The sequence below is a fragment of the Chromobacterium haemolyticum DSM 19808 genome, assembly GCF_000711885.1.
GTDB classification, from domain to species: Bacteria; Pseudomonadota; Gammaproteobacteria; order Burkholderiales; family Chromobacteriaceae; genus Chromobacterium; species Chromobacterium haemolyticum.
The window spans coordinates 90006-115306 of record NZ_JONK01000016.1 but is presented as its reverse complement, the minus strand read 5'-3'; the positions used below and the strand labels follow the sequence as shown (position 1 = coordinate 115306).

The 25301-nt window shown below is 63.2% G+C and carries 23 protein-coding genes; 11 read left to right on the top strand and 12 right to left on the bottom strand.

What is annotated here, in order from left to right:
• The 4 genes from BR71_RS23550 to BR71_RS11410 all read right to left on the bottom strand — a co-directional run.
• A partial coding sequence (locus BR71_RS23550) for a transposase (RefSeq protein WP_244269617.1) occupies positions 1–284 on the bottom strand: 284 nt, incomplete at its 3' end.
• 36 nt (positions 285–320) lie between these two features.
• Positions 321–788 (bottom strand): DUF1842 domain-containing protein, encoded by a 468-nt coding sequence (locus BR71_RS11420; protein WP_043637141.1) that lies wholly within the window; start codon positions 786–788, stop codon positions 321–323.
• Positions 789–1035: 247 nt separating this feature from the next.
• On the bottom strand, positions 1036–1563 hold the full coding sequence (locus BR71_RS11415; RefSeq protein WP_043637139.1) for an RDD family protein: 528 nt from the start codon (positions 1561–1563) through the stop codon (positions 1036–1038).
• Between the two features lie 2 nt (positions 1564–1565).
• Positions 1566–2111 carry a gamma carbonic anhydrase family protein gene (locus tag BR71_RS11410; protein ID WP_019104212.1) on the bottom strand — a complete coding sequence of 182 codons (546 nt, stop codon included), beginning with the start codon at positions 2109–2111 and terminating at the stop codon, positions 1566–1568.
• A 59-nt stretch (positions 2112–2170) separates the two neighbouring features.
• On the opposite strand from BR71_RS11410, the gene BR71_RS11405 reads away from it, so the two are divergent.
• Positions 2171–4204: a M3 family metallopeptidase gene (locus tag BR71_RS11405; protein ID WP_043637137.1), complete on the top strand. Its 2034-nt coding sequence runs from the start codon at positions 2171–2173 to the stop codon at positions 4202–4204.
• Positions 4205–4413: 209 nt separating this feature from the next.
• Here the strand turns inward: BR71_RS11405 and BR71_RS24150 are convergent, their stop codons facing one another.
• Positions 4414–4590, bottom strand: a complete 177-nt coding sequence (locus BR71_RS24150) for a hypothetical protein (RefSeq protein ID WP_156038958.1) — start codon at positions 4588–4590, stop codon at positions 4414–4416.
• A gap of 220 nt (positions 4591–4810) precedes the next feature.
• On the opposite strand from BR71_RS24150, the gene xth reads away from it, so the two are divergent.
• The 4 genes from xth to BR71_RS11385 all read left to right on the top strand — a co-directional run bounded on the left by xth (position 4811) and on the right by BR71_RS11385 (position 8695).
• Positions 4811–5584: an exodeoxyribonuclease III gene (gene xth, locus BR71_RS11400; protein ID WP_043637134.1), complete on the top strand. Its 774-nt coding sequence runs from the start codon at positions 4811–4813 to the stop codon at positions 5582–5584.
• Between the two features lie 124 nt (positions 5585–5708).
• A complete protein-coding gene (rquA, locus tag BR71_RS11395) occupies positions 5709–6416 on the top strand; it encodes a rhodoquinone biosynthesis methyltransferase RquA (protein WP_043637131.1) in 708 nt (235 codons plus the stop codon).
• Positions 6417–6573: 157 nt separating this feature from the next.
• The gene (locus BR71_RS24805; protein ID WP_081862625.1) at positions 6574–7194 is read left to right on the top strand and encodes a hypothetical protein; all 621 of its coding nucleotides are present in this window, start codon (positions 6574–6576) and stop codon (positions 7192–7194) included.
• Between the two features lie 373 nt (positions 7195–7567).
• Positions 7568–8695, top strand: a complete 1128-nt coding sequence (locus tag BR71_RS11385) for a pyridoxal-phosphate-dependent aminotransferase family protein (protein WP_043637127.1) — start codon at positions 7568–7570, stop codon at positions 8693–8695.
• 112 nt (positions 8696–8807) lie between these two features.
• On the opposite strand, the gene BR71_RS11380 is transcribed toward BR71_RS11385, so the two are convergent.
• The 3 genes from BR71_RS11380 to BR71_RS11370 form a co-directional block, all read right to left on the bottom strand.
• Positions 8808–9590, bottom strand: a complete 783-nt coding sequence (locus BR71_RS11380) for a ferredoxin--NADP reductase (RefSeq protein WP_019104206.1) — start codon at positions 9588–9590, stop codon at positions 8808–8810.
• 717 nt (positions 9591–10307) lie between these two features.
• A complete protein-coding gene (locus BR71_RS11375) occupies positions 10308–11348 on the bottom strand; it encodes a glycosyltransferase family 4 protein (RefSeq protein ID WP_043637122.1) in 1041 nt (346 codons plus the stop codon).
• Positions 11336–12166 carry a UDP-2,3-diacylglucosamine diphosphatase gene (locus BR71_RS11370; RefSeq protein ID WP_043637118.1) on the bottom strand — a complete coding sequence of 277 codons (831 nt, stop codon included), beginning with the start codon at positions 12164–12166 and terminating at the stop codon, positions 11336–11338. Before BR71_RS11370 ends, BR71_RS11375 begins: the two co-directional genes overlap by 13 nt.
• 219 nt (positions 12167–12385) lie before the next feature.
• Between BR71_RS11370 and BR71_RS11365 the strand changes: the two genes are divergently transcribed.
• Both BR71_RS11365 and BR71_RS11360 read left to right on the top strand, forming a co-directional pair.
• Positions 12386–13048 (top strand): response regulator, encoded by a 663-nt coding sequence (locus BR71_RS11365; RefSeq protein ID WP_019104203.1) that lies wholly within the window; start codon positions 12386–12388, stop codon positions 13046–13048.
• Positions 13045–14397, top strand: coding sequence for an ATP-binding protein (locus tag BR71_RS11360; RefSeq protein WP_043637114.1), 1353 nt, complete (start codon positions 13045–13047; stop codon positions 14395–14397). The genes BR71_RS11365 and BR71_RS11360 overlap by 4 nt, the downstream gene beginning before the upstream one ends.
• A 125-nt stretch (positions 14398–14522) precedes the next feature.
• Here BR71_RS11360 and BR71_RS11355 read toward each other — a convergent pair whose 3' ends face one another.
• Together BR71_RS11355 and BR71_RS11350 are read right to left on the bottom strand one after the other, a co-directional pair.
• Positions 14523–14948 (bottom strand): hypothetical protein, encoded by a 426-nt coding sequence (locus tag BR71_RS11355; protein ID WP_143330345.1) that lies wholly within the window; start codon positions 14946–14948, stop codon positions 14523–14525.
• A 50-nt stretch (positions 14949–14998) separates the two neighbouring features.
• Entirely contained in the window at positions 14999–16975 is a 1977-nt protein-coding gene (locus tag BR71_RS11350) for a TonB-dependent copper receptor (protein WP_043637111.1), read from the bottom strand.
• 120 nt (positions 16976–17095) lie between these two features.
• Between BR71_RS11350 and BR71_RS11345 the strand changes: the two genes are divergently transcribed.
• The 4 genes from BR71_RS11345 to BR71_RS11330 all read left to right on the top strand — a co-directional run bounded on the left by BR71_RS11345 (position 17096) and on the right by BR71_RS11330 (position 23011).
• Entirely contained in the window at positions 17096–18373 is a 1278-nt protein-coding gene (locus BR71_RS11345) for an ATP-binding protein (protein WP_043637197.1), read from the top strand.
• Positions 18373–18897 (top strand): response regulator transcription factor, encoded by a 525-nt coding sequence (locus tag BR71_RS11340; protein ID WP_043637108.1) that lies wholly within the window; start codon positions 18373–18375, stop codon positions 18895–18897. Before BR71_RS11345 ends, BR71_RS11340 begins: the two co-directional genes overlap by 1 nt.
• 205 nt (positions 18898–19102) lie before the next feature.
• The gene (locus BR71_RS11335) at positions 19103–20731 is read left to right on the top strand and encodes a 3-(methylthio)propionyl-CoA ligase (protein WP_081556599.1); all 1629 of its coding nucleotides are present in this window, start codon (positions 19103–19105) and stop codon (positions 20729–20731) included.
• Positions 20732–21133: 402 nt separating this feature from the next.
• Entirely contained in the window at positions 21134–23011 is a 1878-nt protein-coding gene (locus BR71_RS11330; protein ID WP_167604373.1) for a methyl-accepting chemotaxis protein, read from the top strand.
• Positions 23012–23221: 210 nt separating this feature from the next.
• Here the strand turns inward: BR71_RS11330 and BR71_RS11325 are convergent, their stop codons facing one another.
• Positions 23222–23593: a CesT family type III secretion system chaperone gene (locus BR71_RS11325; RefSeq protein WP_208854864.1), complete on the bottom strand. Its 372-nt coding sequence runs from the start codon at positions 23591–23593 to the stop codon at positions 23222–23224.
• A gap of 11 nt (positions 23594–23604) precedes the next feature.
• Entirely contained in the window at positions 23605–25299 is a 1695-nt protein-coding gene (locus tag BR71_RS11320; RefSeq protein ID WP_162179211.1) for a type III secretion system effector inositol phosphate phosphatase, read from the bottom strand.
• Positions 25300–25301 lie beyond the last annotated feature (2 nt).

Sequence of the window (25301 nt, the reverse complement as noted above, 5' to 3'; positions counted from 1 at the left end):
CGCCAACCTGATTTTTTTAATGCCAGCTCCAACACGCTTACGCCGTGCAAGTCAGGTTCGGTCCATTTGCGCCAATACGCATAGACGTTCTGCCACTTGGGAAAGTCAGGCGGTAGATAGCGCCACTGACAACCTGTGCGTAGAACATAGAGCACTGCGCAGAACACTTCATACAGATCCAGCTGTACCGGTTTGGTGTTACGCCGTACGCCACGTAGTAGCGGCTCTATCTGGGCAAACTTTTCTCGACTAATGTCGCTTGGGTAGGATTTTCTCTTCACCAGCCCATTATCGCTCACAAAAAGATCGTAAACAGGTTCTTAGCGCAGGTTCAGCGCTTTGATCGCGTTGTTGATTTCATCCGCCAGACGCACTTCCTGACCCAGCTGCTCATGCCATTGCTGATTTTGGAAGAAGGCATAGCGCGCCTTGGAGTTGTTGCCGGCTTGCCAGCCGTCTTTCAGTTGACCGTCGAAGAAGAACTGTTCCAGCAGCGCGTGGCCGGCGGCGTGGGCCTGGTTTTGCGCGTGCTGATCGTGCATGCGCGGCGCGCCTATCAGGTGCAGTTCGATGTCGCGGCCCTGCTCTTCGTAGCGCCCTTGGATCGGATGCTCGAACACCAGCGGCTGCAGCGTGGCGTGGGTGATGGTGGCGCGGCCGGTGATGTGGCGCGACGGGGTGTATACGGTCAGGTCCAGCCGCAGGTTCAGGCCGCCCGCCTGGCCGGGTTTGTTGACGTTGTAGCTGACGATGAACAGGCCGGATTTTTGATCGCGATCGATAGTCATGTTTGGACTCCTTGAGATCAATAACATCAGATGAGAAGTTGGAGCGTCTGGTGGGACGTCCAGGCCCAATGGCGATGTGCTAGCCGCGGAGGTAACCGCTGCTGCCCTGTAGTTATATAACCTTTGATTTTATTTTCAGCCGTACTTAATGGCAGTTGGAAATAAAGTGGGGGTGGGGCTTGCGCGCGGGGCTAGGGAAGGAAGGGGAAGAAAAGCGCGCCGCCAGGGCTGGCGGCGCGAGGGAAAGTCAGGCTTGTTGCTCAAAGCGCACAGGCTGTTTGCCCAGGCGCTTGGCCCGCACCACCACGGTGCCGGCGATCTTGTCGTGCCAGCCCTGCTTGCGGGCGTCCAGGCCCACCCAGATCAGGCCCAGCAAGAAAGGGAAGCAGGATACGAAGTAGCCTAGATAACGCAGCGCCGCCTGTCCCGGCGTCATCGGCGCGCCGGTTTTGGCATCCACGATACGAGCGCCCAGCAGCATCTTGCCCGGCGTGCTGCTCTTGAACCACCAGAAGGCCAGCACCGCCGCCGCGGGCAGCACCCAGTTGATCATCAGGCTGGCCAGCGGGCTCAATTCAAAGCGGCCTTGCATCATGGCGGCCTGCATCATCCAACCGTCGCCGCTTTCCGCCACGCGGTTGGTTTCGCCGCTGACGCCGGCCAGCAGCCAGATCGCCGGCGCCAGTGCCAGGCAGAGCAGCAGGGTGTCGACCAGGCTGGCCAGCACCCGCAGCCAGAAGCCGACGTATTCCAGTTCTTCCGCGCCCTCTTGCATCTTCAGTCCTCCAGATTGGGTTTGTGCTTGGCCGCCACGCGCAGGTAGTGTTCGGCGGAGTATTGGAAGTAGGCCAGTTCTTTTTCGGTCAGCGGCCGCGCCTGTTTGACCGGGTTGCCCAGATAAAGATAGCCGGACTCCAGCCGCTTGCCCGGCGGCACCAGGCTGCCGGCGCCGATCAGCACCCGCGGTTCGATCACCGCGCGGTCCAGCACGATGCTGCCGATGCCGACCAACACTTCGTCGCCTATGGTGCAGCCGTGCAGGGTGACGTGGTGGCCGATGGTGACGTTGCGGCCTATCACCAGCGGCGCGCCGGCCGGGTCCGCGGCGCTTCTGTGGCTGACGTGCAGCATGGCGAAGTCCTGGATGTTGGAGTTCTCGCCTATGCTGATGGCGTTGACGTCGCCGCGGATCACGGCACAGGGCCAGACCGACGCGCCTTCCGCCAACGAGACTTCGCCGATGACCACCGCCGCCGGGTCGATGTAGCAGCTGTCGTGGATTTGCGGCTGATGCCCGTCATAAGGGCGGATATTGCTTTTCATCGGTCTGTCCTCATCTGAAATCGGGTAAAGTTCCCATCATACCCCCACAGGATGCCAATATGAGCCAGAACCCCTTGCTGGACTTTTCCGGACTGACCCGTTTCGCGGAGATCAAACCGGAGCACATTTCCCCCGCCATCGACGAATTGCTGTCCGCCGCGCGCGCCGCGGTGGCGCGGCTGACCGCGGAGCAGGGCGCGCCCTGCTGGGAAAGCTTCGTCGATCCGCTGACCGACGCCACCGAGCATCTCAGCCGCGCCTGGGGCGTGGTGGGCCATCTGAACGCGGTGGTGAACACGCCGGAGCTGCGCGAGGCTTACAACGCCAATATTCCTCGCATTTCCGAGTTCTGGACCGAGATGGGCCAGAACCTGGATTTGTACGCTCGCTTCAAGGCGCTGGCGGCCAGTCCCGAGCATGACGGCTACAGCGCGGCGCGCAAGAAAATCGTTTCCAACGATCTGCGTGATTTCCGCCTGTCCGGCGCGGAACTGCCGCAGGCGGAGAAAGAGCGTTTTGCCGCCATTCAGACGCGGCTGGCCGAGCTGTCCGCCAAGTTCGAGCAGAACGTGCTGGACGCCACCGACGCCTTCAGCCTGTACATCGAGGACAAGGCCGAGCTGTCCGGCGTGCCCGAGGATTCGCTGGAACTGTTCGCCGCCGCCGCGGCCGGCGATGATAAGAGCGGCTACAAGATCACCCTGCAGTTCCCGTTCTATTTCCCGGTGTTGCAGTACGCGGACAACCGCGCGCTGCGCGAAAAGCTGTATCAGGCCAATGTGCAGCGCGCCTCGGAGTTCGGCCCGGCCGAACGCGACAACAGCCCCATCATCCGCGAAAAGCTGCAACTGGCGCGCGAGGAAGCCCAGCTGCTGGGCTTCGCCAACTTCGCCGAACTGTCCTTGTTCACCAAGATGGCGGAAAGCCCGGAACAGGTGATCGCCTTCCTGCGCGATCTGGCCGCGCGCGCCAAGCCGTTCGCGGTCAAGGACCGCCAGGAACTGGAAGCCTTCGCCGCCGCCGAACTGGGCCTGGCCAAGCTGGAAGCCTGGGATCTGGCCTACGCCGCGGAAAAGCTGCGCGTGGCGCGTTACGCCTTCTCCGAGCAAGAAGTGAAGCAATACTTCCCGGAAAGCAAGGTGCTGCCCGGCCTGTTCGGCGTGGTGTCCACGCTGTTTGGCGTGGAAGTGCGTCCAAGCAGCGCGCCGGTCTGGCATCCGGACGTGCGCTTCTTCGACATCCACAAAGACGGCCAACTGATCGGCAGCTTCTATTTCGATTTGTACGCCCGCGACGGCAAGCGTTCCGGCGCCTGGATGGACGACGCGCGCGGCCGCCGAAGCAAGAGCGGCCAGGTGCAGACGCCTATCGCCTATCTGACCTGCAACTTTACCCGTCCGGTGGGCGACAAGCCGGCGCTGTTCACCCACGACGAAGTGATCACCTTGTTCCACGAGTTCGGCCACGGTCTGCACCATATGCTGACCCGCGTCGATGAACTGGGCGTGGCGGGCATCAACGGCGTGGAGTGGGACGCGGTGGAGTTGCCCAGCCAGTTCCTGGAAAACTTCGCCTGGGAATGGGACGTGGTGCAGGGTATGACTAGCCATGTGGACAGCGGGGCGACTTTACCGCGCGAGCTGTTCGACAAGATGCTGGCGGCAAAGAACTTCCAGAGCGGCATGGCTACGGTGCGCCAGCTGGAGTTCGCGCTGTTCGACCTGCAGCTGTACAGCGTATTCGACGCCGACAAGGGCGACTGGCTGGCCTTGCTGGACGAGGTGCGCCGCGAGGTGGCGGTGAACTTCCCGCCGGCCTATAACCGCTTCCCCAATAGCTTCAGCCACATCTTCGCCGGCGGCTATTCGGCCGGCTATTACAGCTACAAATGGGCGGAAGTGCTGTCCGCGGACGCCTATGCGGCTTTCGAGGAGGCAGGCGGCGCCAATCCGGACACCGGCAAGCGCTTCTGGGACGAGATTCTGGCGGTGGGCGGCAGCCGTCCGGCGCTGGAGTCCTTCCGCGCTTTCCGTGGCCGCGATCCGCAGATCGACGCCTTGCTGCGCCATTCCGGCATGGTGGAGACGGTTTGAAACGGTCGTTTTATGCCGGGGGAAAAATATTCCGGTCTTTGCCGGAACTCTTGTGAAGCGTCGCGGCTCTAATTTTTTGCTCAGTGGGTTATCTCCAGAGCAGCAAGCGAGCCAGACGCATATCAGGGTAGATTGATATAGTGTCTATTGCGCGCCTCCGTGTAGACGGAGGCGCCTTTTTTTTGCCGCGGATCGCGCGGCTAAAAGATTCAGCTATCTCGCTCTGGTTTGGCGGACGGCGTCAGCGGCTGCAAGATGTGGCGGCGCTGGAAGGTGGGAGTTCGCATCGAGAAGGGCGGCGTCAACGGCGCCAGACGAGGACGGTTGGGATTGCGCGTCGGGCATAATGCTTGTTGCGCGTCGTGCTGCTTGTGCTTGATAGTCAAGAACTTGCTCCGGTTACAACGACGCTTTCGATCATAGGCCGGCATTCCGGGCCTTGGCAAATTACCGTCGTCCGGCTGTTGTTTATTTTTTTAAACACTTTTGTTTAATCAACCATTAAATAATCGACGTCAACGACTGTCGCCGCCCAAAGCTTGGCAGTGCCGCGCGCTGCGGTTATGGTGTCGGCCTTTGCATGAAAAACATTTGGAGAGCCCGCCGATGCGTTTTGCCACCTGGAACGTCAATTCCCTCAAGGTCCGCCTGCCGCAGGTGATCCAATGGCTGTCCGACAGCCCGGTGGATGTGCTCTGCCTGCAAGAACTGAAAATGGATCAGGATGTGTTTCCGCTGGCCGAGATCGAAGCGGCCGGCTATCGCGCCGCCTGGTTCGGCCAGAAAACCTACAACGGCGTGGCCATTCTGGCCCGTGCGCCGCTGGAGCTGGAGGACGTGGTGTGCGGCATCCCGGATTACGGTGACGAGCAGCGCCGAGTGATTGCCGCCACGGTGAACGGCATTCGGGTGATCTGCGGCTATTTCGTCAACGGCGAGGCGGTGGATTCGCCCAAGTATCCGTACAAGCTGGAATGGCTGGCCAATCTGGAGCGCTATGTCGCCGCCGAGTTGCAGCGCCACCCGCAGCTGCTGCTGTTGGGCGACTACAATATCGCTCCGGAAGACCGCGATGTGTACGACCCGGAAAGCTGGCACGAGCAAGTGCTGTGCAGCACGCCGGAGCGAGAATCCTTCCGCAGTCTGATCGCGTTGGGCCTGAGCGACAGCTTCCGACTGTTCAATCAGGAGGAGAAGCAATACAGCTGGTGGGATTACCGCGCGATGATGTTCCGCCGCAACAAGGGCGTGCGCATCGACCATATCCTGGTCAGCGACGCGTTGAAGCCGCGGGCGCTGGACTGCGTGATCGACAAGGCGCCGCGTAAGTGGGAGCGGCCGTCGGACCATACTCCGGTGGTGCTGACGCTGGCGGATTGAGCGTCTCCGCCATTCTAAAGGCCGGCGGCAGCCGGCCTATCCGCCAGCTTTCTTGGCTTGCCTCAAAAATATCGCCGGCCGGTTTTGCTAGTCTGGAGCTTTCTTGCTTTCAGATGGCTGCGCGATGACCCAAAACCACCCCAAGCTGCCGGTAGACCCGTATTACGAGGGCGTGCCGGAATATATGACCCAGGTATACGACTGGGCTTACGTCAACCCGCGCAAGGCCGGCTGGCTGGATCGCAACCTGGTTGTGCGCGTGTTGCTGTTCTTCAACGATCAAAGACTGATGCGCGCCTATCTGGAGCAGATCCGGCCCGGCGACAAGGTGTGGCAGGTGGCTCATGTCTACGGCGACCTGGTGCAGCGGGCCGCGGACCGGGCGGGCCGGGACGGGCGCTTTGTGCTTACCGACATCACCCCGGTGCAGATAGAACACGCCGAGCGCAAGCTGCGAGATCGTCCTCAAGCCGCGGTGGTGCGCGCCAACGCCGGCAATTACCGGCTGGAATCCGACGATTTCAACTTGATTTGCAGCTTCTTCCTGCTGCACGAGGTGCCGGATCATCTGAAGCGCGCCATCGTCGACAATATGCTGTCGCAAGTGCCGCCCGGCGGCCGCGCGGTCTTCGTCGATTACCATAGGCCCAAGCCGTGGCAGCCGATAGGCTGGCTGCTCAAATGGGTGAACCGCGTGCTGGAGCCGTTCGCCGAGGCGTTGTGGAATCATGAGATCCGCGACTACGCGCAAGAGGCTGATGGTTTCGACTGGAGCAAGCGCACCTTGTTTGGCGGGGTGTATCAGGTGACGACCGCGAAGAGGAAGCGGTGAGAGCATGCCGTACTTGACGTTACACGGGCTTACAAGCGACTAACAGACCCGGGGCGGGGGCAGGGCTAGGATACGTCTCAAGGAAGCGCCGAATCCGGCGCGATGTGATCGGTGAACGGGAGCCCAAGGTTCCCAAGCCTGAAACTGGAGATGCATCATGAACAAACTGACTCTGCTTGCCCTGACCGCCGCTTTCGGCCTGAGCTCCGCTGCTGGTTTCGCCGCCGAAACCGCCAAGCCGACCGCTTCCGCTCCGGTAGCCAAAATGGCTCCGGCCGCCAAGAAAGCTGAAAAGCACCCGGCCAAGATCCACCACGCCAAGAAAGGCGAAAAGGTAGCCGCTTCCGCTCCGGCGCAAAAAGCCCAGGCCGCCAAGGCTGAAGCCTCCGCTCCGGCCAAGAAGCACGCCGCTAAGAAGCCGCATGCGAAGAAGCCCGCCTCCGCCGCCGCTCAGAAAGCCCAAGCCGCCAAGGCTGAAGCTTCCGCTCCGGCCAAGGCCAAGCACGCCGCTAAGAAGCCGCATGCGAAGAAGGCCGCTTCCGCCGTCGCTCAGAAAGCCCAGGCCGCCAAGGCTGAAGCTTCCGCTCCGGCCAAGAAGCACGCCGCTAAAAAGCCGCACGCCAAGCACGCTAAAAAGGTAGCTTCCGCTCCGGCGCAAAAAGCCCAGGCCGCTAAAGCCGAAGCCTCCGCTCCGGCCAAGAAAGCGGAGAAAAAGCCCGCTCAACACAAGAAGCACGCCGGCAAGGCCAAAAAGGCCGCTGCATCGGCTGCCAAATAAACCGGACCCCGCGTCTGGCTCGCTAAAAAAATAGGCCCCTCAGGGAGGCCAAGACTCAAAGGAGGCCTCGGCCTCCTTTTTCTTTTTGAATGGCTTCTTAAGAGCCTGTTCAACGTCGCGCGAGCGAGAGCGAGACAAGGCGAAAACCGCTGAGAAAGCGGAATGTACATAGGGAAGATGAGTATTTCGAAGAGGGGTTCAGCGGGGTGTCGCTGAAGCGCAGCAGACTTTGAACAGGTTCTTGGCGCGCGACCGCCGCCGCTAGGACAGGCGAGCCCGGCGACCGTATGCTGTTACACTCGAGTGGTTCGATGCCGGCCGCATGCTTCGGCGTTGAAACCGCTTTCGTTCATTTTGCGCATAAGGAGCTTCCATGTTAGCCGCCCCGCAAGTTTCCGCCTTCCTGCCGCCGCGCCGCATTCTGATGGGACCGGGCCCGTCCGACGTTTATCCGGAAGTGCTGGCCGCTCAGGCCCGTCCCACTGTCGGCCACCTGGACCCGTTGTTCGTCGGCATGATGGACGAGGTGAAAAGCCTGCTGCAATACGCGTTCCAAACTACAAACCCGATGACGGTGGCGCTGTCGGCGCCAGGCTCCGCCGGCATGGAGGCCTGCTTCGTCAACCTGGTTGAGCCGGGGGAGAAAGTCATCGTCTGCCGCAACGGCGTGTTCGGCGAGCGCATGCGCCAGAATGTGGTGCGGCTGGGCGCGGTGCCGGTGTTGGTGGATAGCCCATGGGGTCAGCCGGTGGACCCGGACGCGGTGGAGAGCGCGCTGAAAGCCAATCCGGACGCGCGTTTCCTGGCTTTTGTCCACGCCGAAACCTCCACTGGCGCGCTGTCCGACGCCAAGACGCTGTGCGCGCTGGCCAAACGTCACGGCTGCCTGAGCATCGTCGACGCAGTGACTTCGCTGGGCGGGGTGGAGCTGCGGGTGGACGAATGGGGTGTGGACGCGGTGTATTCCGGCAGCCAGAAGTGTCTGTCCTGCGTGCCCGGCCTGTCGCCGTTGTCGTTCTCACCGGCTGCGGTGGATAAGTTGCAGGCGCGGCAAAGTCTGGTGCCCAGTTGGTTTCTTGATCAGACTCTGGTGATGGCCTATTGGGGCGGCGGCAAGCGCAGCTACCATCACACCGCGCCGGTGAACGCTTTGTACGCGCTGCATGAGTCGTTGCGTCAGCTAGCCGTCGAGGGACTGGAGACGGCCTGGCAGCGCCATCGCGACATGCATCTGATTCTGCGCGACGGCCTGGAAAAGCTGGGGCTGAAGTTTGTGGTGGACGCCGCCGCGCGGCTGCCGCAGTTGAACGCCGTCTATATTCCCGAGGGCATAGACGATGCCGCCACGCGCAATCGTCTGTTGCAGGAGTACAACTTGGAGATAGGCGGCGGGCTGGGCGATTTGGCCGGCAAGGCCTGGCGCATCGGCCTGATGGGTTACGGCGCGCGCCGCGAGAACGTGGCCTTGTGTCTGAAAGCGCTGGAGAGCGTGCTGAAATAAGCGTTCGCTCTCTGCCCAGCGGGCGCGGTGAGACCGCGCGTCAGCCGTTGGAATGGAAAAACGCCATCCGTGAAGGATGGCGTTTTTGTTGCGGCGGAAGCCAGGCGACGGCTTATTTTTCGACAAAGGCGCGTTCGATCGCGTAGTCGGCCGGTTCGCCCATGCGCGGCGATTCCTTGAAGCCCATGCCGTTCAGGATCTCGCACAGGTCGTGCAGCATGGACGGGCTGCCGCAGATCAGCGCGCGGTCGTGTTCCGGGTTCATTTGCGGCAGGCCGATGTCGGCGCACAGTTTGCCGCTGGTGATCAGATCGGTCAGCCGGCCCTGATTGCGGAACGGCTCGCGGGTCACGGTCGGGTAGTAGATCAGTTTTTCGCGCACCATCTCGCCGAAGAATTCGTTTTCCGGCAGTTCTTTGGTGATGTAGTCGTGGTAGCCCAGCTCGCTGACCCAGCGCACGCCGTGGGTCAAAATCACCTTGTCGTAACGCTCGTACACGTCCGGATCTTTGATGATGGACATGAAGGGGGCGAGGCCGGTGCCGGTGGACAGCAGGTAGAGGTTCTTGCCGGGCAGCAGATTGTCCTGCACCAGGGTGCCGGTGGGCTTCTTGCTGATCATCACGGTGTCGCCCACCTTCAGGTGCTGCAGGCGGGAGGTCAGCGGACCGTCCTGAACCTTGATGCTGTAGAACTCCATGTGCTCTTCGTAGTTGGAGCTAACGATGGAGTAGGCGCGCATCAGCGGCTTGCCGTTGACTTCCAGACCTATCATCACGAACTGGCCGTTGATGAAGCGCAGGCCGGCGTCGCGGGTGCAGGTGAAGCTGAACAGGGTGTCGTTCCAGTGATGGACGGACAGGACCTTTTCGGAGGTCAGGTTGGGAGAGGACATAAGGTTTGCTGCTCGCTAATTTATGAAGTAGAAGCTCGAAAAGTATTGGGGCCGATTTTAACCGGTTTGGCGCTTCGCCGCTCGCTCTTGCTGGGCAAACCCGGCGCGAGCGGCGTTAAATTCAATTGGAACAGCATGTTAACCGACATTGCCGTTACAGCCGAACGATTGTTTTCTGATGTGTTTATCGCTGCGCGTTATTTGTGGGCGGCGCAACGAAAGAGGGCGTCACCATGGCGGGACGCCCTCTCAGACAACATACGGAGAAATACTGTGCGCTTTCCCCTTGCTGGCTTCACTACCACTACTACTGCCGCAAGGCCGTTACCAAAGAGCGGGCTGTCCAAGACAGCTCAATGACGTTGCCGTGTTGAGGCGGAGCCATCATCATGACGGGCTGCCGCGCATGTGTCCTTGATGGACATCACAGAAAGACCAACCGCGTCTTTCTTACTTGGCAAATCGACAAACGGTAATCTCAAGTTTGCTAACTCTGAATTTGGCGGACCGGCCGGGCCTGGGCTGCTTGTGCTCCGTCTTGGAGGCTGGCTTGGCGTTGCGGACTGTGCCGATTTGGCTGGCCGTGGTTATTGGCCGATGCTCAACGCGTGTATCACTGGATGGCCGCCGGCATTCTGCCGTGAAAGCATTCGGAACCCTCCCTGTCGTGTTGACTATTCCACTATAAGACTCCGCCGCGCCCAATGCAAGAGGGGCTCAGCCGGCCTTTGGGTCTGGCAGCGGGGCGGCCAGCGCCAGCCGCGCGGGGCGCAAATGTTGTTCGAACTGGCGGCTGGCCGCTTGCCAGGAATAGCGTTCCGCGACGGCGCGCACATGGCCGCGGTCCAATTCCAGGGCTTTGAGGCAGGCGGCCCGCAGGTCCGCGTCCAGCACGCCGGCGCCGCTGTCGCCCACCACGTCCAGCGGGCCTGCCACTGGATAGGCGGCCACCGGCGTGCCGCAGGCCATCGCCTCCAGCAGCACCAGGCCGAAGGTGTCGGTCAGGCTGGGGAACACGAAGACGTCGGCTGCGCGGTAGAAACGCGCCAGTTCATGCTGGGGAAAGATGCCGGCGAAGTGAACGTCCTGATATTGCTGTTTCAGCCGGGCCAGTTGCGGGCCGTCGCCCACCACCCATTTGCTGCCCGGCAGCTCCAGCTTGAGGAAGGCTTCGATGTTTTTTTCCACCGCCACCCGGCCGATGTAGACGAAGCGCGGCGGCGCGGTGCCGTCCAGCCGGTCGCGCGGGCCGGGGCTGAATAGCGCGGTGTCCACGCCGCGGCTCCACAGCTTGACGTTGCGGAAGCCGCGGGCGGTCAAATCGTCGGCGATGGATTGAGTGGGCACCATCACGCAATGGGCGGCGTTGTGGAAGCGGCGCATCCAGGCGTAACTGACCGCCAGCGGCAGCCGGCAGCGGGCGTGCACGTATTCCGGAAAGCGGGTGTGGTAGGCGGTGGAGAAGGCCAGGCCGTGGCGCAGGCAATAGCGGCGCGCGGCCAGGCCCAGCGGTCCCTCGGTGGCGATGTGGACGGCGTCCGGGGCGAAGGCGGAGATGCGCGCGGCTACTGTGCGGTAGGGGAACAGCGACAGCCGGATGTCGGGGTAAGTGGGGCAGGGCAGAGTGCGAAAGGCCTGCGGGGTGATCATTTCCACCTGGTGTCCGAAGCCGGCCAGTTCGCGGGCGGTTTCGGTCAGCGAGCGGACCACGCCGTTGACCTGGGGCAGCCAGGCGTCGGTGACGATCAGGATGCGCATGTCGGTTCCTTGTGGTCGGCTTGCGCCGCTTGGGGTTGCGGCGCGGCGGCCGGCTGGCCCAGTTGGGTCCAGTACAGCACTTCCAGCCGTCCGTCGGGGTGTTCCACCAGCGCGGACAGGCTTTCCACCCAGTCGCCGCTGTTGCCGTAGAGGATGCCGTCGATATCGCGCACCTCGGCCTTGTGGATATGGCCGCAGATCACGCCGTCGAAGCCGCGCCGGCGCGCTTCTCCGGCGAGAATGGTTTCGAAGTTGCTGATGAAGTTGACCGCGTTTTTGACTCGGTGTTTCAGATATTGCGACAGAGACCAGTACGGCAGGCCCAGTTTCAGCCGCGCCCAGTTGAAGCCGCGGTTCAGTTCCAGGATCAGGGTGTATAGGGTGTCGCCGACGTAGGCCAGCCATTTGGCGTATTGGATCACGCCGTCGAACTCGTCGCCGTGCAGGATCAGCAGCCGCTTGCCGTCGGCGGTGCGGTGCTCGGCCTCCTGGCGGATGGCGATGCCGCCGAAGTCCAGCCCGGCGTATTGGCGCGCCGCCTCGTCGTGGTTGCCGGGCACGTAGATCACCTTGGTGCCCTTGCGAGCCTTGCGCAGCACTTTCTGCACCACGTCGTTATGGCTTTGTTTCCAGTACCAGGATTTTTTCAGTTGCCAGCCGTCGACGATGTCGCCGACCAGGTACAGGTATTCGGATTCGTGAAAGCGAAGGAAATCCAGCAGGTGGTCGGCGCGGCAGCCGGAGGTGCCGAGGTGGACGTCGGAAATCCAGATCGCGCGCAGTTGTCGGGCGCTGTCGGGGGCGGGGTCTGGCTGCATGGCGGCTCCGTCGGCCTGTGGACTGCTGGCGATGCTGCCAGCGGCAGGTGACAGTCGCGTGAGATTTCAGTGACGAGGCGATGAAATTTCTTGAGCGCAGCCTTTAAGATTGTCTTAAGCGCAGGCTGCTGCAATCCGGTTTTGCGGCGGCGCTTGTTACGGCGGCGAGAGCGCGCTAGGCTGCCGGGACCTTGAACGCCCGGCGGCGGGGAGACGGATATGCGGGTTTTGGTGGTGGAGGACGACGCTCAGATCGGCGACGGGTTGAAGATGGGCCTGGAGCAGCTGGGTTTCGTCGCGGATTGGTTTCGCGACGGCAAGCAGGGCCTGGCGGCGCTTGGCGCCGCGCCTTACGACGCGGTGGTGCTGGACCTGGGGCTGCCGGGCATGGACGGCATGGATATCTTGTCCGCCTGGCGGCGCGGCGGTCAGGATGTGCCGGTGCTGGTGTTGACCGCGCGCGACGCGCTGGCAGACCGCGTGGGCGGCCTGGACGCCGGCGCCGACGATTATTTGGTCAAGCCGTTCGCGCTGACGGAGGTGGCGGCGCGGCTGCGCGCGCTCCATCGTCGCCGCCACGGCCAGAGCCATCCGGAATGGCGGCATGGCCGTCTCTGTCTGGACCCGGTGGCGCGCGCGGCCACGCTGGACGGCGCACCGCTTGAGTTGACCGCGCGCGAGCTGGCGCTGCTTGAGCTGCTGCTCAGCCACAAGGGACGAGTGCTGCCGCGCGAGCTGATCGAGGACAAGCTCTACGGTTGGGGACAGGAGCTGGAAAGCAATGCGGTGGAGGTACATGTGCATCATTTGCGCAAGAAGCTGGGCAGCGCCTTCATCCGCACGCTGCGCGGCGTCGGCTATACCTTGGGAGATCCGGCATGAGAGGACCGCGCAGCCTGCAGGCGCGGCTATTGCTGCTGCTGTTGTTGATTGTGCCGGCGATCTGGCTGGTGGCTTCCGCCGCCGCGGCCTGGCTGGCGCACGAGGAGGTGGACGAGCTGTTCGACACCCAGATGGGCCAGTTTGCTCGGCAGCTGCTGCTGGTGGATGTCGGCGACGAAGAGGTGATTGATCTGCCCAAGCTCAAGCATCTGCTCAAACACGCGGACAAGGGGCAGTTGGACAACGACGATTTCGGCTTGGCGGTATGGGACCGCCACGGCCGGTTGCTGCTCAGCGACGGCCGCGGCCGTCGCTTCGATTTCGAGCCGGAACGGCGCGGCTTCCACGATTATCGCGGCAAGGACAGCGATCACAACTGGCGACTGATCTATCTGGCCGCGCCGGACGGTTCGCGGCTGGTGGCGGTGGGGCAGAAGCAGGGCTTGCGGCACGACATGGTGCTGAAGGTGGTGTCCGCCCAGCTGCTGCCGTGGCTGTTGGGTCTGCCGGTGATGCTGTTGCTGATCCTGCTGGCGGTGCGTCGCGAACTGGGGCCGCTCAAGCGTCTGGCCGCCGGCATTGCCCAGCGCGCGCCGGACGACAGCGAGCCGGTGTCGCGCGAGGTGCCGCGGGAGGTGATGCCGTTGGTGGACGCGCTCAACGCCTTGTTCGCCCGCATTGCCTCCACGCTGGAACATGAGCGCCGCTTCACCGCCGACGCCGCGCATGAACTGCGCACGCCGCTGGCGGCGCTGAAAGTGCAGGCCGAGGTGTTGGAGCTGTTGCCGGACGAGGAACGGCGCAAGCACGCGTTGCGGCAGCTGATGCTGGGCATAGACCGCGCCACGCGGCTGGTGGAGCAGTTGCTGGCTCTGTCGCGGCTGGACCCGCTTAGCCGGCCGGGACAGGGGCAGCCCATCGCCTGGGCGACGCTGGCGGAGCGCTTGCTGGCGGAGATGGCGGCGGAGGCTGCGCTCAAGGGGGTGAAGCTGGAGACGGAATGGCGTTGCGTACCGGAGCGGGCCTTGCCTTTGAGCGGCGATGAAACCCTGGTGGGGCTGATGCTGCGCAATCTGCTGGAGAACGCCATCCGCTACGGCGCCGAGGGCGGCGAGGCGCGGCTGGTGCTGGCCGAGGACGCGGTTAGCGTGCTGGACCGTGGTCCGGGCGTAGCGGCGGAATGGCTGGCACGGATACGCGAGCGCTTCTTCCGCCCGCCGGGCCAGGACGTGGCCGGCAGCGGGCTGGGGCTGTCCATCGTCGAGCGGGTGGCGGAGCTGCACGGCCTGAGGCTGAGCCTGGCCAACCGCGACGGCGGCGGGCTGGAAGCCAGTTTGCGTCGGCGCTGAGGCTGCGGCAATTCGCCGCATGGGAACGCCGGGGGAATCCGGCTATGCTGGCTGCGCTGGCCCTGACGCAGCCAGCGTTCTACATTTGGTTGCAGCTCGCCGGTTTCGGCGGGCTTTCTTTTTGCCTAGTCGGGTCGGGAAGGCGCGCCAAAGCGCATCAGCCAGAACAGCGCGTTGCAGACGCCGCCTGCCATGGCGCCAAGGTAGAGGTTCATCAGGTCGTTGTACAGCAGCGGTTCGGCCAGTCTGGCGTAAACGAAGGTGACCGCGCTGCCGCTGAAAGCGCCGGGCAGGAAGGCGACCAAGGCCAACAGCCAGCGCGGCCATCCCTGCTGCCAGCCAGCGATGGGACGGGCCAGCAACATGCGCAGCAGGCAGAGCAGCAGACCGAATCCCAGTGCCGGGATCGCACCCATCAAATAAGCCATCATCGGCACCACGCCGCTGGCCAGCAAGGCCACCAGCGGGCCGAGCAGGATGAACAGGGTCAGGCCGCAAGCGAGGATTTTCAGATAGGGCGTTTTCATCCGGCGGGGAGAGGGCGGTGGCAAAAGGCCTCCAGCCTAGCAGACTGGAGGCACGGCGGCGAGAGGGCGAGGAATCAGAACTGTAATTGCACGCGGCCCCACACGGTGCGGCCCGGCTCGTTGACCTGCAGGGTGCGTTCGTAACCGGCCACCATCGCGCCTCCCTTGCTGACGCTTTCGGCGTAGGCTTTGTTGAACAGGTTGTCCACGCCAACCAGCAGTTTGGCGTGTTTGTTCAGCCGCAGGCCGCCGTCCAGCGACACCACGCCGAAGCCCGGCGTCGCGCCGATGTCGGTGCCGACGATATTGCCCTGGCCCGGAGCCACGCGGTCCTGACGCTGCACGCCGCGCACGGTCAGGCCGGCCGCGTATTTGCCGTTGTCCCATTTCAGCGCCGCCTTGGCGTCCAGCGGCGGAGTCTGGCCCAGCGGGCGGTTCTCATCGAGGTTGGCGGCCCAAACCCAGGCCAGGCTGCCGGACAGCGTCCATTCCGGCGCGAAGCGCCAGCTGAGGTCGCCTTCGAAGCCGTAGCGGCGGGCATCGATATTGCGAGCCTTGCCGCCGATTGCGCCGGGCTCGCCTTCCACCAGGATAAAGTTCTGCACGCGGCTGGCGTAGGCGGATAGCGAACCTTGCAGTTTGTCGTCGCGGTAGAGCAGGCCGGCGTCCAGCTGACGGTTGGTTTCGCTGTTCAGCGTCGAGCTCTTGTTGCGCTCCCAGAAGTCAGGCGCGCGTTCGGCTTGGCCCAGGCCGACGTAGCGGGTCCAATTGCCCGCCGTGTGCTCATAGCGAAGGAAGCCGGCGTTGAGCTGGTACTGGGTTTCCTGGCGCGCTTGGGCCGGCATCATGTGCGTGGCGGCCTTGGCCTCGTAAACCGCCTGGGTCTGGTCGCGGCGCAGACCGGCAATCAGCTTGCCGCCGGCGCCCAGCGGGTGGCTGGCTTCGGCGTAGACGCCGTGATTGTCGAAGCTTTGGTTGGGCGCGCGCGGCTGGTCCACGTATTGGCCGGCATTGACGCCTTTGCCCATGCGGCTGCGGTGGCGGTCGCTGAGCCAGTCGAACCCGGCGCTCACTTCCCAGTCGCCAAACGCCATGTCGGCGGCCAGGCGGCCGGTGTCGGCGCTGCGGTCCGGGTTCATCGCGGAACGGCTCGCCGGGGCGGTCTGCGGGCGCAGGGAGTAGTTGTCCATCACGTGGTCGACATAGCTATGACCCAGTTGCAGCCGCAGCGCGTCCAGCCAGCCGCTGAGGTTGCGGCGCTCGGCTTTGAAGCTCCAGGCGTCGCGGTCGAACTTGCTGCCGTCCATGCCTCGGTCCGCGTAGGCGGCCTGGCCGCGGCTTCGGTCCAGCGCCAGTTCCAGCGTGGTGTCCCGGTCCGGGGTCAGGCCGGCGATCAGGGTCTGGCTGTCGCGGTCGAAGCTGGAGTGGACCTTGGCGCCGTTGCCGTCCTTGTAGTCGCCGCCGTGATTGCGGCTGGCGATGGCTCGCACATAGCCCAGGCTGGAGCCGAAGGCGGCATCGGCGTAGACGTCGTTGCGGTCGGCGTTGCCGCCGGTCAGGCTGCCGTTGAAGCGCACGCCGGCCTCGTCAAAGCGCTTGGTCTTGCGTTCGAAGTTGACGCCGCCGCTGATCAGGCCGGGCCCGAGTTTGACGCTTTGCGGACCCTTGACCACGTTCACTTCGTCATAGGCGTCCGGGTAAAGATAGGCGGTGGGCGGGTCCATGCGGCCGCCGCAGCCGCCGAACACGAAATTGCCGTCGGCGAGGATGGCCAGTCGCGAACCGCCCAGGCCGCGCAGCAGCGGATCGCCGGAGGCGCCGCCCTTGCGGATGACGTTGAAACCGGGCAGGCCTTTGAGCAAGCCGGCGCCGTCGGCGGACGGCAGCGGCTGGCGCGGCGCGCGCGGGTCCACCGACATTTTCAGCGGCTGTTCCTCCTTGGCGGCGGCGACGAGGACTTCCTCGCCGCGGAATTCCGGCAGCTCCTGGGCAAAGGCGTGGCCGACGGCGAGCGCCAGCGGGATAGGCAGCAAATAGTGTTTTTTAGACATTTTTTAGAAACTAACATTAACAAATTTGAGAATGACAATTCTAAATTGCATGATGTCCCGCCCCAATGCGGCAAAGTGTCGCAGCGCCCCTGGGCGTTCCATGGTGATAAAGTGTTGGCCATGATTGCCGGATTCCCTGTTTCTTCCCCCCGTCTGGGCCTGACTGCGGACATCGCGCGCTCGGCGCGGCTGATAGGCTGGCTGCGCTGGCTGATGTTGCTGCTGGGCTCTACGGTGGCCTTGGCCTGCTGGTGGCAGCAGGTCTATCTGCCCTGGCCTTTGCTCTCCCAGGCGCTGCTGACGCTGGCCGCGGTCAACGTCTGCCTGCCGTGGTGGCTGCGCCACGGCGGCGATCCTTTGCTGGCTTTGCGCTTGGGACTGGCCGCCGACGTGTTGGTGTTGACCGAGCTGTTGGCCTTCACGGGCGGCGCGGCCAATCCGCTGGCTTCGCTGTTTCTGCCGCCGGTGCTATTCGCCGCCTTGCTGTCGCCGGGCCTGTTCGCCTGGGCCCTGGCGCTGGTCAGCGTCGCGGCCTACGGCCTGTTGTTCGAGTGGCATCTGTCCTGGCCGGTGGACCACGGCAATGCCCTGCATATCTTTTCCATGCATCTGACCGGGATGTGGTTGAGCTTTGCGCTGTCTGCGCTGTTGATCGCCGGCTTCGTATCCTGGCTGGCGCGGCAGCTGGCGCTGCGGGAAGCGGCGCTGGCGACGGCGCGGGAAACCCAGTTGCGCGACGAGCAACTATTGGCGGTGGGCATGCAGGCGGCCGGAGCCGCCCACTCGCTGTCCACGCCGTTGAACACCATGACCCTGCTGGTGGACGAGTTGCTGGCCACCCGGCAGCAGGACGCTGAGCTGATGGAGGACTTGCGGCTGATGAAGGCGCAGCTGGCCAATTGCGGCAGCGCGTTGGCGCGCTTGAAGTTGGGGTCTGAGTCCGCGCCGGGGGAGAGCGGGCTGTTTGCCGCGCTGGCCGAGCAGCTGGCCGGCTGGCGTTCGCTGCGGCCGGACGTACGGCTGGATTGGCAGGCGCCACGGGGACCGGACCCGCTGGTGGCGTTGGACCCGGCGTTCTGGCCGGCGTTTTTCAATCTGATCAACAACGCGGCCGAGGCCGGCGGCGGCGAACTGACGGTGGCGGCGCGGCTGGAGCAGGGGGCCTTGCTCCTGGACATCGTCAACCATCAGGGCTGTTTGACAGACCAGCAGCTGGAGCGCGCCGGTCTGACCCCGTTGCCGTCCGACAAGCCGGTGGGCATGGGGCTGGGTGTGATGCTGAGCCACGCCACGCTGGCGCGGCTGGGCGGTTCGCTGCGCTTGCTGAACCGGCCGGAGGGCGGCGTGCACGCACAGGTGCGCCTGCCCTTGCTGGTGAATGATAAGGACGGAGCCTGATGTTGGACTTTCTTTTGGTGGACGACGACGAGGCCTTTGTCGCCATTTTGGCGCGCTCGCTTAGCCGGCGCGGTTTTCAGGTGGCAGCGGCGCAAACCGCCTCGCAGGCTCTGGAGCTGGCCGGCGAAGCCCCGGCGCGCATCGTGCTGGACCTGAATCTGGACGGCGACAGCGGGCTGCGCTTGCTGCCGGCGCTGCATGCCGCCTGTCCGCGCAGCGCCATTCTGATCCTGACCGGCTACGCCAGCATCGCCACCGCGGTGGAGGCCACCAAGCTGGGCGCGGTGCAATACCTGGCCAAGCCGGCGACGGTGGATGAAATCCTGGCCGCTTTCGAACAACAGCAGGCCAATCCGGAACTGCCTCTTACGCCGCAGCCTATGTCATTGCGACGGGTGACCTGGGAGCATCTGCAACGGGTGCTTAGCGAGAACGACGGCAATATCTCCGCCACCGCGCGGGCCTTGAACATGCACCGGCGCACTTTACAACGGATGCTGGCGAAAAAGCCGGTGAAGAGTTGAAGACAGGCCTGTTGTATTGCTACAGCCTCGCCCGGCTGCCGGCAATTGGCTGGATGCGGACTGTAGCGGTCTTTGTTTCTCAATTACCTATCAATGACAAGGGTATAAATCCGGCTTGGCCGCGCCATCAGAAAAATTGATTGGAGCGTCCACTCTAGCCGCCGTATGGTGAATGTCCATAACCATGCCAATGGAGGGGATAACCATGCTTCACGGACAGATGATGGACCGGCCTTTGCTGATTTCCGATTTGCTGCGCCACGCCGAAACCTATCACGGCGACACGCCCATCGTATCGCGTACCGTTGAGGGCCCCATCCATCGCTATACCTATCGCGAAGCGGCGCGGCGCGCGCGCCAGCTGGCCAACGCGCTGGCGGCGCTGGGCGTGCGCCAGGGCGATTGCGTGGGCACCCTGGCCTGGAACGGCTACCGCCATTACGAAACCTATTTCGCCGTGTCCGGTTACGGAGCGGTGTGCCACACGGTGAATCCGCGGCTGTTCGCGGAGCAGATCGCTTGGATCGTCAACCACGCGGAAGACAAGGTGCTGATGTTCGACCTGAGCTTCCTGCCGCTGGTGGAGCAGATCGCGTCGCAGCTGGGCACGGTGGAAACCTTTGTGCTGATGACGGACAAGGCGCATATGCCGACGCAGACGCCGCTGGCCAACTTGCTGTGCTACGAAGACCTGGTCAACAGCCACAGCGACCAGTACCAGTGGCCGTTGCTGGACGAAAACGCAGCATCCAGCCTGTGCTACACCTCAGGCACCACCGGCAATCCCAAGGGCGTGCTGTTCTCGCATCGCTCCACTGTGCTGCACGCCTACGGCAGCGCCTTGCCGGACAGCTTCGACATCTCGGCGCGCGCCTGCGTGATGCCGGTGGTGCCGATGTTCCATGTCAACGCCTGGGGCCTGCCTTACAGTTGCACCATGAACGGCAGCAAGTTGGTGCTGCCGGGGCCCAAGTTGGACGGGGTCAATCTGTACGAACTGATCGAAAGCGAGCAGGTGACCGTGACAGCCGGGGTACCGACGGTGTGGATGATGCTGTTGCAGCATTGTCAGAAGAATCATCTGAAACTGCATTCCCTGAAGCGGGTGATCGCGGGCGGCTCGGCGGTGCCGGAAAGCATGATCGAACAACTGGCCGAGCACGGCGTGGAAATGCGTCAACTATGGGGCATGACCGAGCTGTCGCCATGCGGCACCACCGGCACGCCCAAGCTCAAGCATGAAGGCCTGGACCAGGCCGGACTCAACGCCTTGCTCAGCAAGCAAGGGCGGCCGATCTACGGCATCGAGCTTCGCATTGTCGACGACGCCGGCAAACCGCTGCCGCACGACGGCGTGGCTTTCGGTAATCTGCAAGTGCGCGGCCTGTGGGTATTGTCGCAATATTTCCGCCGCGAACTGGATGCCAGCCACAGCGCCGACGGCTGGTTCAACACCGGCGACGTGGTGACCATAGACGCCGACGGTTTTATGCGCATCACCGACCGCACCAAGGACGTGATCAAGTCCGGCGGCGAGTGGATCAGCTCCATCGAACTGGAGAACATTCTGGTGGGCCACCCGGCGGTGGCGGAGGCGGCGGCCATCGGCATTCCGCATCCCAAGTGGGACGAGCGGCCGTTGATGGTGGTGGTGCTTAAGCCCGAGGCCAGCGCCACGGTGGAAGAATTGCTGGGCTTCTATGAAGGCAAGATAGCCAAATGGTGGACGCCGGACGATGTGGTCTTTGTTGAGGAACTGCCGCACACCGCCACCGGCAAATTGCAGAAAGTGCGGCTGCGCGAGCAGTTCCGCGATTATCGCTGGCGTTCCTGACGCAGGCGGCGGAATAGGCTGGACTGAATAGAGTAATTACGCTACAGTGGCGGCTGCACTGAAAACCGTATGGTTTTGAGGTGTTAGCCCCTCGAAATGTCGGCCGGTCCGCCGGGCGACGTTTCTTCCTCGTGTTGGCCCCTGCCGTTGTCAAACCGCAGGGGGTTTTTTTTGCCCGTCGTACCGGCTGGCCATGTCCCTATCCTCCTGTGTTTGATCAAACAAAATCATAATCTGTCACAACAGTACCCATATTTGATATTTATAACGGGTGACTTCCGTTAAACTGCCTGGATATAAATCAACAATAACAATTGGCTGCCAACGGTATGGGGAGTGTCGCCGGCAATGCGCGGCATCGGAGCCATGGTTGTCAATCACGCGAGAAAAAAAGGACTGTTCATGAAATCTCTTCGTAGCCGGCTGATCGCCTTGAACGCGCTATTGATGGCTTTGTTCGGGCTGGTGCTCGTCGTCATCGTCTTCGTGCAGATGCGCACAGAAATACTGCAGGGCCTGGACCAGGAATTCGAGGCCAGCCTCAAGGGGCAAAGCTCGGTGGTGACCACCTGGCTGGGAGAGAAGAAGCAGCAAATCGTCGCGCAAAGCACAATGGCGTCCGAGTCCGACGCCATTCGTTTTCTGAAAACCGGCGCCAAGGCCGGCGGATTCAATGTCAACTACGCCGGTTACGCCGACGGCCGCTCGCTGTTTTCCGATGACTGGACCGCGCCGGCCGACTACAAGGTAGCCGACCGCGATTGGTACAAGCGCGCGAAGGATAGCGGCCAGGCCGTGGTGACCGACCCGTACCTGGACGAAGCCACCAAGAAACTGACGGTGACGATTTCCGCTCCCTTCAACCACAACGGCGCTTTCGCCGGCGTGGTGGGCGGCGACGTGATGGTGGACGCGCTGGTGAAATCGGTGCTGGGCTTGAAAGTGCGCGGCAACGGCTACGCCTTCATCATGGACAAGAAGGGCACGGTGATCGCCCACCCGCAAACCGACCTGGCCTTGAAGTCCATCACCAGCGTGGCGCCGGAACTGACGCCGGAGCGCTTGGCCGATATCGTTAGCCACAACCAGGCGTCGGAAGTGCAGATCGGCGACCAGGCCATGCTGTTGTCCGCGCAGGAAATCCCCGGCACCAACTGGGTGATGGCCTTGGCTGCGGACCGCGCCACCGTGCTGGCGCCGTTGACCACCTTGCTGTACACCATCGCCGGCCTTTCCGCGCTGGTGTTTGTGCTGATGATTCCGTTGGCGAGCCTGGTGATCGGCCGCATGTTGGCTGGTTTGGTGCGCCTGAAAAACGCGATGGAGGACATTTCCCACGGCGAAGGCGATCTGACCTTGCGGTTGAAGGACGACGGCCAGGATGAGATAGCCGCCACCGCGCGCGCCTTCAACACCTTCGTCGCCCAGTTGGCACAGTTGTTCCGCGGCCTGAAGCAGGACGCCGCAGGAGTGGTCAACGGGGTGCAGGACGCCAGTCAATTGGTGGCCGGCGTGGCGGACAGCTCGCGCCATATTTCCGACGTGTCCTCGTCCAACGCCGCCACGCTGGAACAGATCACGGTGTCGATCTCTCACATCGCGGACAGCGCGCGTCAGGCGGATGAACTGACCAGTCTGACCGGCGCCAGCCTGGAGGCCAGCGCCAGCAATATGCAGCGCCTGTCCAGCGGCATGGAGGGCACGGTGCAGTCGGTGCGCGGCCTGGAGTCCATGTTGTCCTCGCTGGACAAGCGCTCTCAGGAAATCTCCGGCATCACCAATGTAATTCGCGACATCGCGGACCAGACCAACCTGTTGGCCTTGAACGCGGCGATCGAGGCGGCGCGCGCCGGCGAGCAGGGCCGCGGCTTCGCCGTGGTGGCCGACGAAGTGCGCAAACTGGCCGAGCGCACCGCCCAGGCCACGCTTGAAATCTCCAATATGGTCAGCGCGATCCGCGACGAAACCGGCCGCGCGGTCAACGACGTCAACCAGACCGTGGCCGCGGTGGACGAGGGCGTGGAACTGACCCGCGAGGCCGTGGCCAAGATAGAGGACATCCGCGCTTCTATGCTGGACGTGGTGGCCAAGATGAACGAGATTTCCGATTCCACCAGCGAACAGCACAAGGCGACGACCTTGATTGCGCAAAGCTCGGAGGCGATCAACGGCCATGTGCTGGAAAACGACGATGCCTTGCAGAATGTCAGCAGCACGCTGACCGGCTTGTCGCTCAATGCCAGCAAGATGAATGCGGAGTTCAACAAGTTCCGCCTGTAAGAGTTTGTTCAAAGCCTCGCGAGCAAGAGCGAGACAAGGCGAAAACGGCTGAGAAAGCCGGATGTACGTGTGGTGCATGAGCATTTGGAAGCCTTACCCACCGTGGGGTGCCTCACGACGCGCAGCAGATCGTAAACAGATTCTAAGGTTGCGTGGGAAACAAAACACGGCCGGAGAGCATGCTCCCCGGCCGTTGTCACGCGTGGCGGCTCAGTAGGCCTCAGCATCCAGCCGGCCGCCCAGCCCCAGCTCGGTTTGCAGGCCGCGGGCGACGCCAAGCAGACATTCCAGCCCGGCCTGTAGTTCGGCGCCGCTGCTGCTGTCCGGCAGCCGCAGCAAGGCCAGCAGCAACTCGCCATCGGCGTCCGCCGCCAGTGTCACCGGGCTGGCGAAATTGTGCTGTAGCAGGCGCTGCAGCGTGGCGGCGTCGCTGGGCAGCACGCCAAGCGGGCAAGCCATTTCCAGTCCGGCGGCGCTTTCCTCGAAGTGCACCGCGAACTCGTCGCCGAAGAATAGCACCGGTGCCTCGTCGTCCAGAACCAGCCCCAAGGTATCGTACAAGCTGAGCAAGAGTGTGTTCATCGTGTGAGCCCTCACGATTTGAGCAGGGTGGACAAGCCCTGCGCCTGTAGCCAGGCGTTTGCGTCGCCGATGCGTTGGCTGTAGGACAAATTGAGCAGCGAGCCAAAGGGCAACTGTTTCATTACCTTGTTGCCGGGCGCGCCGGTGTTGTAGGCCTGCACCTCCAGGTTGCCGCCCTGAGTCAGCACCTTGCCGAACAATTTACGCATGTCCTCGTCCAGCGCTGCCTCGGGTTGGCTAGGCACGTGTCTCTGATGCTGGGCAATCGCTTCGCGCTTGATCTCGGCGTCCAGCATGCCGGTGCGATCCTTGCCGCTCTTGCAGTTCCAGCACGGCACCGCGCCGATCTCGAAAGCCAGCATCGCTACCCGTTGCGCAGCCTTGTAAGGCTCACCGCCGTCGCTGCGGTGGGATTGCTTTGCCCAGATTTCCTGAAGCTGCATGGCCATGATTTCGACCTGCTTCTTATTGGCCGGGTTTTGCGCCAGGTAGTCGCCCACCCAGCCGCCGGGGGCTGTACCCGGCTTCAGATCCGGACCCAACAATTGATGCAAGGCTTCGAGGTTGAGCTTGTCGGATTCTTTGTGGCCCATGCCCAGCTTGAGTGCCAGTTCGTTGACGCCGAAATTGAAGGCGGCCACCTCCAGGTTCACCCTGACGGATTGCAGCTCGCCATCGGCGTTTTTGATGTGCAGCGTCAGCGGTTGCGGCGCCGATGTCAAAGCGCGCCAGGCGCCGATCTGGTCGCGCAGCATGCCGCTTTCACCGCCCAGACCCGGCGTCACCAGCGCGGTGGAGGTCAGCCGCAGGGTGACGGTGTCGCCGGCCAGCGCTTGTTGCAGTGTGCCCGGCTGCGAGAACAGCGCGGCGGTGGCGACTTCGGTGGCGCGCAGCAGCGCGCCGGCTTGGCGTTGCTGTGCGTCTTCCACGCCGTAAGGCGACAGAATGCCGTGGCGGATGCCTTTGAACCGCGTCTGGTCTGCTTCGTCCTTCAGCTCGGACAACCACAGGTTGGCCGCGTGGCGGGTTTCAGTCGTGGACGCGGAGCAGACGCCGTTATTGTCATAGCCTTGCGGGAAGATGTCGGCGGCGCCCAGTTTCATCTGTCCGGCAGGAATCAGAGTGCAGCTGTATTCGCGCCCATTGTGTTGCAGTCGGGTTTCCACCGTCTGCCATGGACGTTGGTTCAATAAGCGGGTGCTGGCCTGCTGCAATGAGGCTTTGGCTTCGCGCTGCGCCAGCTTTGCCGGCAGGCCGGCGCGAGTCAGGGCCGTGGCGATCACCGTCCTCACATCGTGGCTCAGCTTAGCATTGGCGGTCATTTCCCGCGGCTGCACCGCGCGGTCGGTTTTGAAGCGGGCGGCTTGCAATTGCTCTGCCATCGCGTGCAAGGTCTTGGCCTCGGTGCTGTCGCCCAGGCCGAATCCATGCAGGGCCAGGTGGGCGGCTTCCAGTTTGTGACTTTGTAGCGCGTACAAACCATGCAAGGAACGGGAGGATGCCTGCGCGGTTTGCGCATGCTGGCTCAGGTGGCTGAGCCAGCCGCCGGCGGGTTCCACGCGTTGGATGTCGGCGGCGCTGAGTTTGCGCGGCGCCGGCGCATTGCCGGCAACGGGACCGGTCTGGGTTTGGGTGGCGGCTTGAGCGTTATTGCCGTGCATCCAGTGAGAGGGGCGTAGTGCTTGGAGGAAATTCAGGCGGAGCATGA

Bases quoted from the DNA above. Each gene is read 5' to 3' on its own strand.
- BR71_RS11420 (WP_043637141.1), bottom strand. From the start codon at position 788: ATGACTATCGATCGCGATCAAAAATCCGGCCTGTTCATCGTCAGCTAC.
- BR71_RS11415 (WP_043637139.1), bottom strand. From the start codon at position 1,563: ATGCAAGAGGGCGCGGAAGAACTGGAATACGTCGGCTTCTGGCTGCGG.
- BR71_RS11410 (WP_019104212.1), bottom strand. From the start codon at position 2,111: ATGAAAAGCAATATCCGCCCTTATGACGGGCATCAGCCGCAAATCCAC.
- BR71_RS11405 (WP_043637137.1), top strand. From the start codon at position 2,171: ATGAGCCAGAACCCCTTGCTGGACTTTTCCGGACTGACCCGTTTCGCG.
- xth (WP_043637134.1), top strand. From the start codon at position 4,811: ATGCGTTTTGCCACCTGGAACGTCAATTCCCTCAAGGTCCGCCTGCCG.
- rquA (WP_043637131.1), top strand. From the start codon at position 5,709: ATGACCCAAAACCACCCCAAGCTGCCGGTAGACCCGTATTACGAGGGC.
- BR71_RS24805 (WP_081862625.1), top strand. From the start codon at position 6,574: ATGAACAAACTGACTCTGCTTGCCCTGACCGCCGCTTTCGGCCTGAGC.
- BR71_RS11385 (WP_043637127.1), top strand. From the start codon at position 7,568: ATGTTAGCCGCCCCGCAAGTTTCCGCCTTCCTGCCGCCGCGCCGCATT.
- BR71_RS11380 (WP_019104206.1), bottom strand. From the start codon at position 9,590: ATGTCCTCTCCCAACCTGACCTCCGAAAAGGTCCTGTCCGTCCATCAC.
- BR71_RS11375 (WP_043637122.1), bottom strand. From the start codon at position 11,348: ATGCGCATCCTGATCGTCACCGACGCCTGGCTGCCCCAGGTCAACGGC.
- BR71_RS11370 (WP_043637118.1), bottom strand. From the start codon at position 12,166: ATGCAGCCAGACCCCGCCCCCGACAGCGCCCGACAACTGCGCGCGATC.
- BR71_RS11365 (WP_019104203.1), top strand. From the start codon at position 12,386: ATGCGGGTTTTGGTGGTGGAGGACGACGCTCAGATCGGCGACGGGTTG.
- BR71_RS11360 (WP_043637114.1), top strand. From the start codon at position 13,045: ATGAGAGGACCGCGCAGCCTGCAGGCGCGGCTATTGCTGCTGCTGTTG.
- BR71_RS11350 (WP_043637111.1), bottom strand. From the start codon at position 16,975: ATGTCTAAAAAACACTATTTGCTGCCTATCCCGCTGGCGCTCGCCGTC.
- BR71_RS11345 (WP_043637197.1), top strand. From the start codon at position 17,096: ATGATTGCCGGATTCCCTGTTTCTTCCCCCCGTCTGGGCCTGACTGCG.
- BR71_RS11340 (WP_043637108.1), top strand. From the start codon at position 18,373: ATGTTGGACTTTCTTTTGGTGGACGACGACGAGGCCTTTGTCGCCATT.
- BR71_RS11335 (WP_081556599.1), top strand. From the start codon at position 19,103: ATGCTTCACGGACAGATGATGGACCGGCCTTTGCTGATTTCCGATTTG.
- BR71_RS11330 (WP_167604373.1), top strand. From the start codon at position 21,134: ATGAAATCTCTTCGTAGCCGGCTGATCGCCTTGAACGCGCTATTGATG.
- BR71_RS11325 (WP_208854864.1), bottom strand. From the start codon at position 23,593: ATGAACACACTCTTGCTCAGCTTGTACGATACCTTGGGGCTGGTTCTG.
- BR71_RS11320 (WP_162179211.1), bottom strand. From the start codon at position 25,299: ATGCTCCGCCTGAATTTCCTCCAAGCACTACGCCCCTCTCACTGGATG.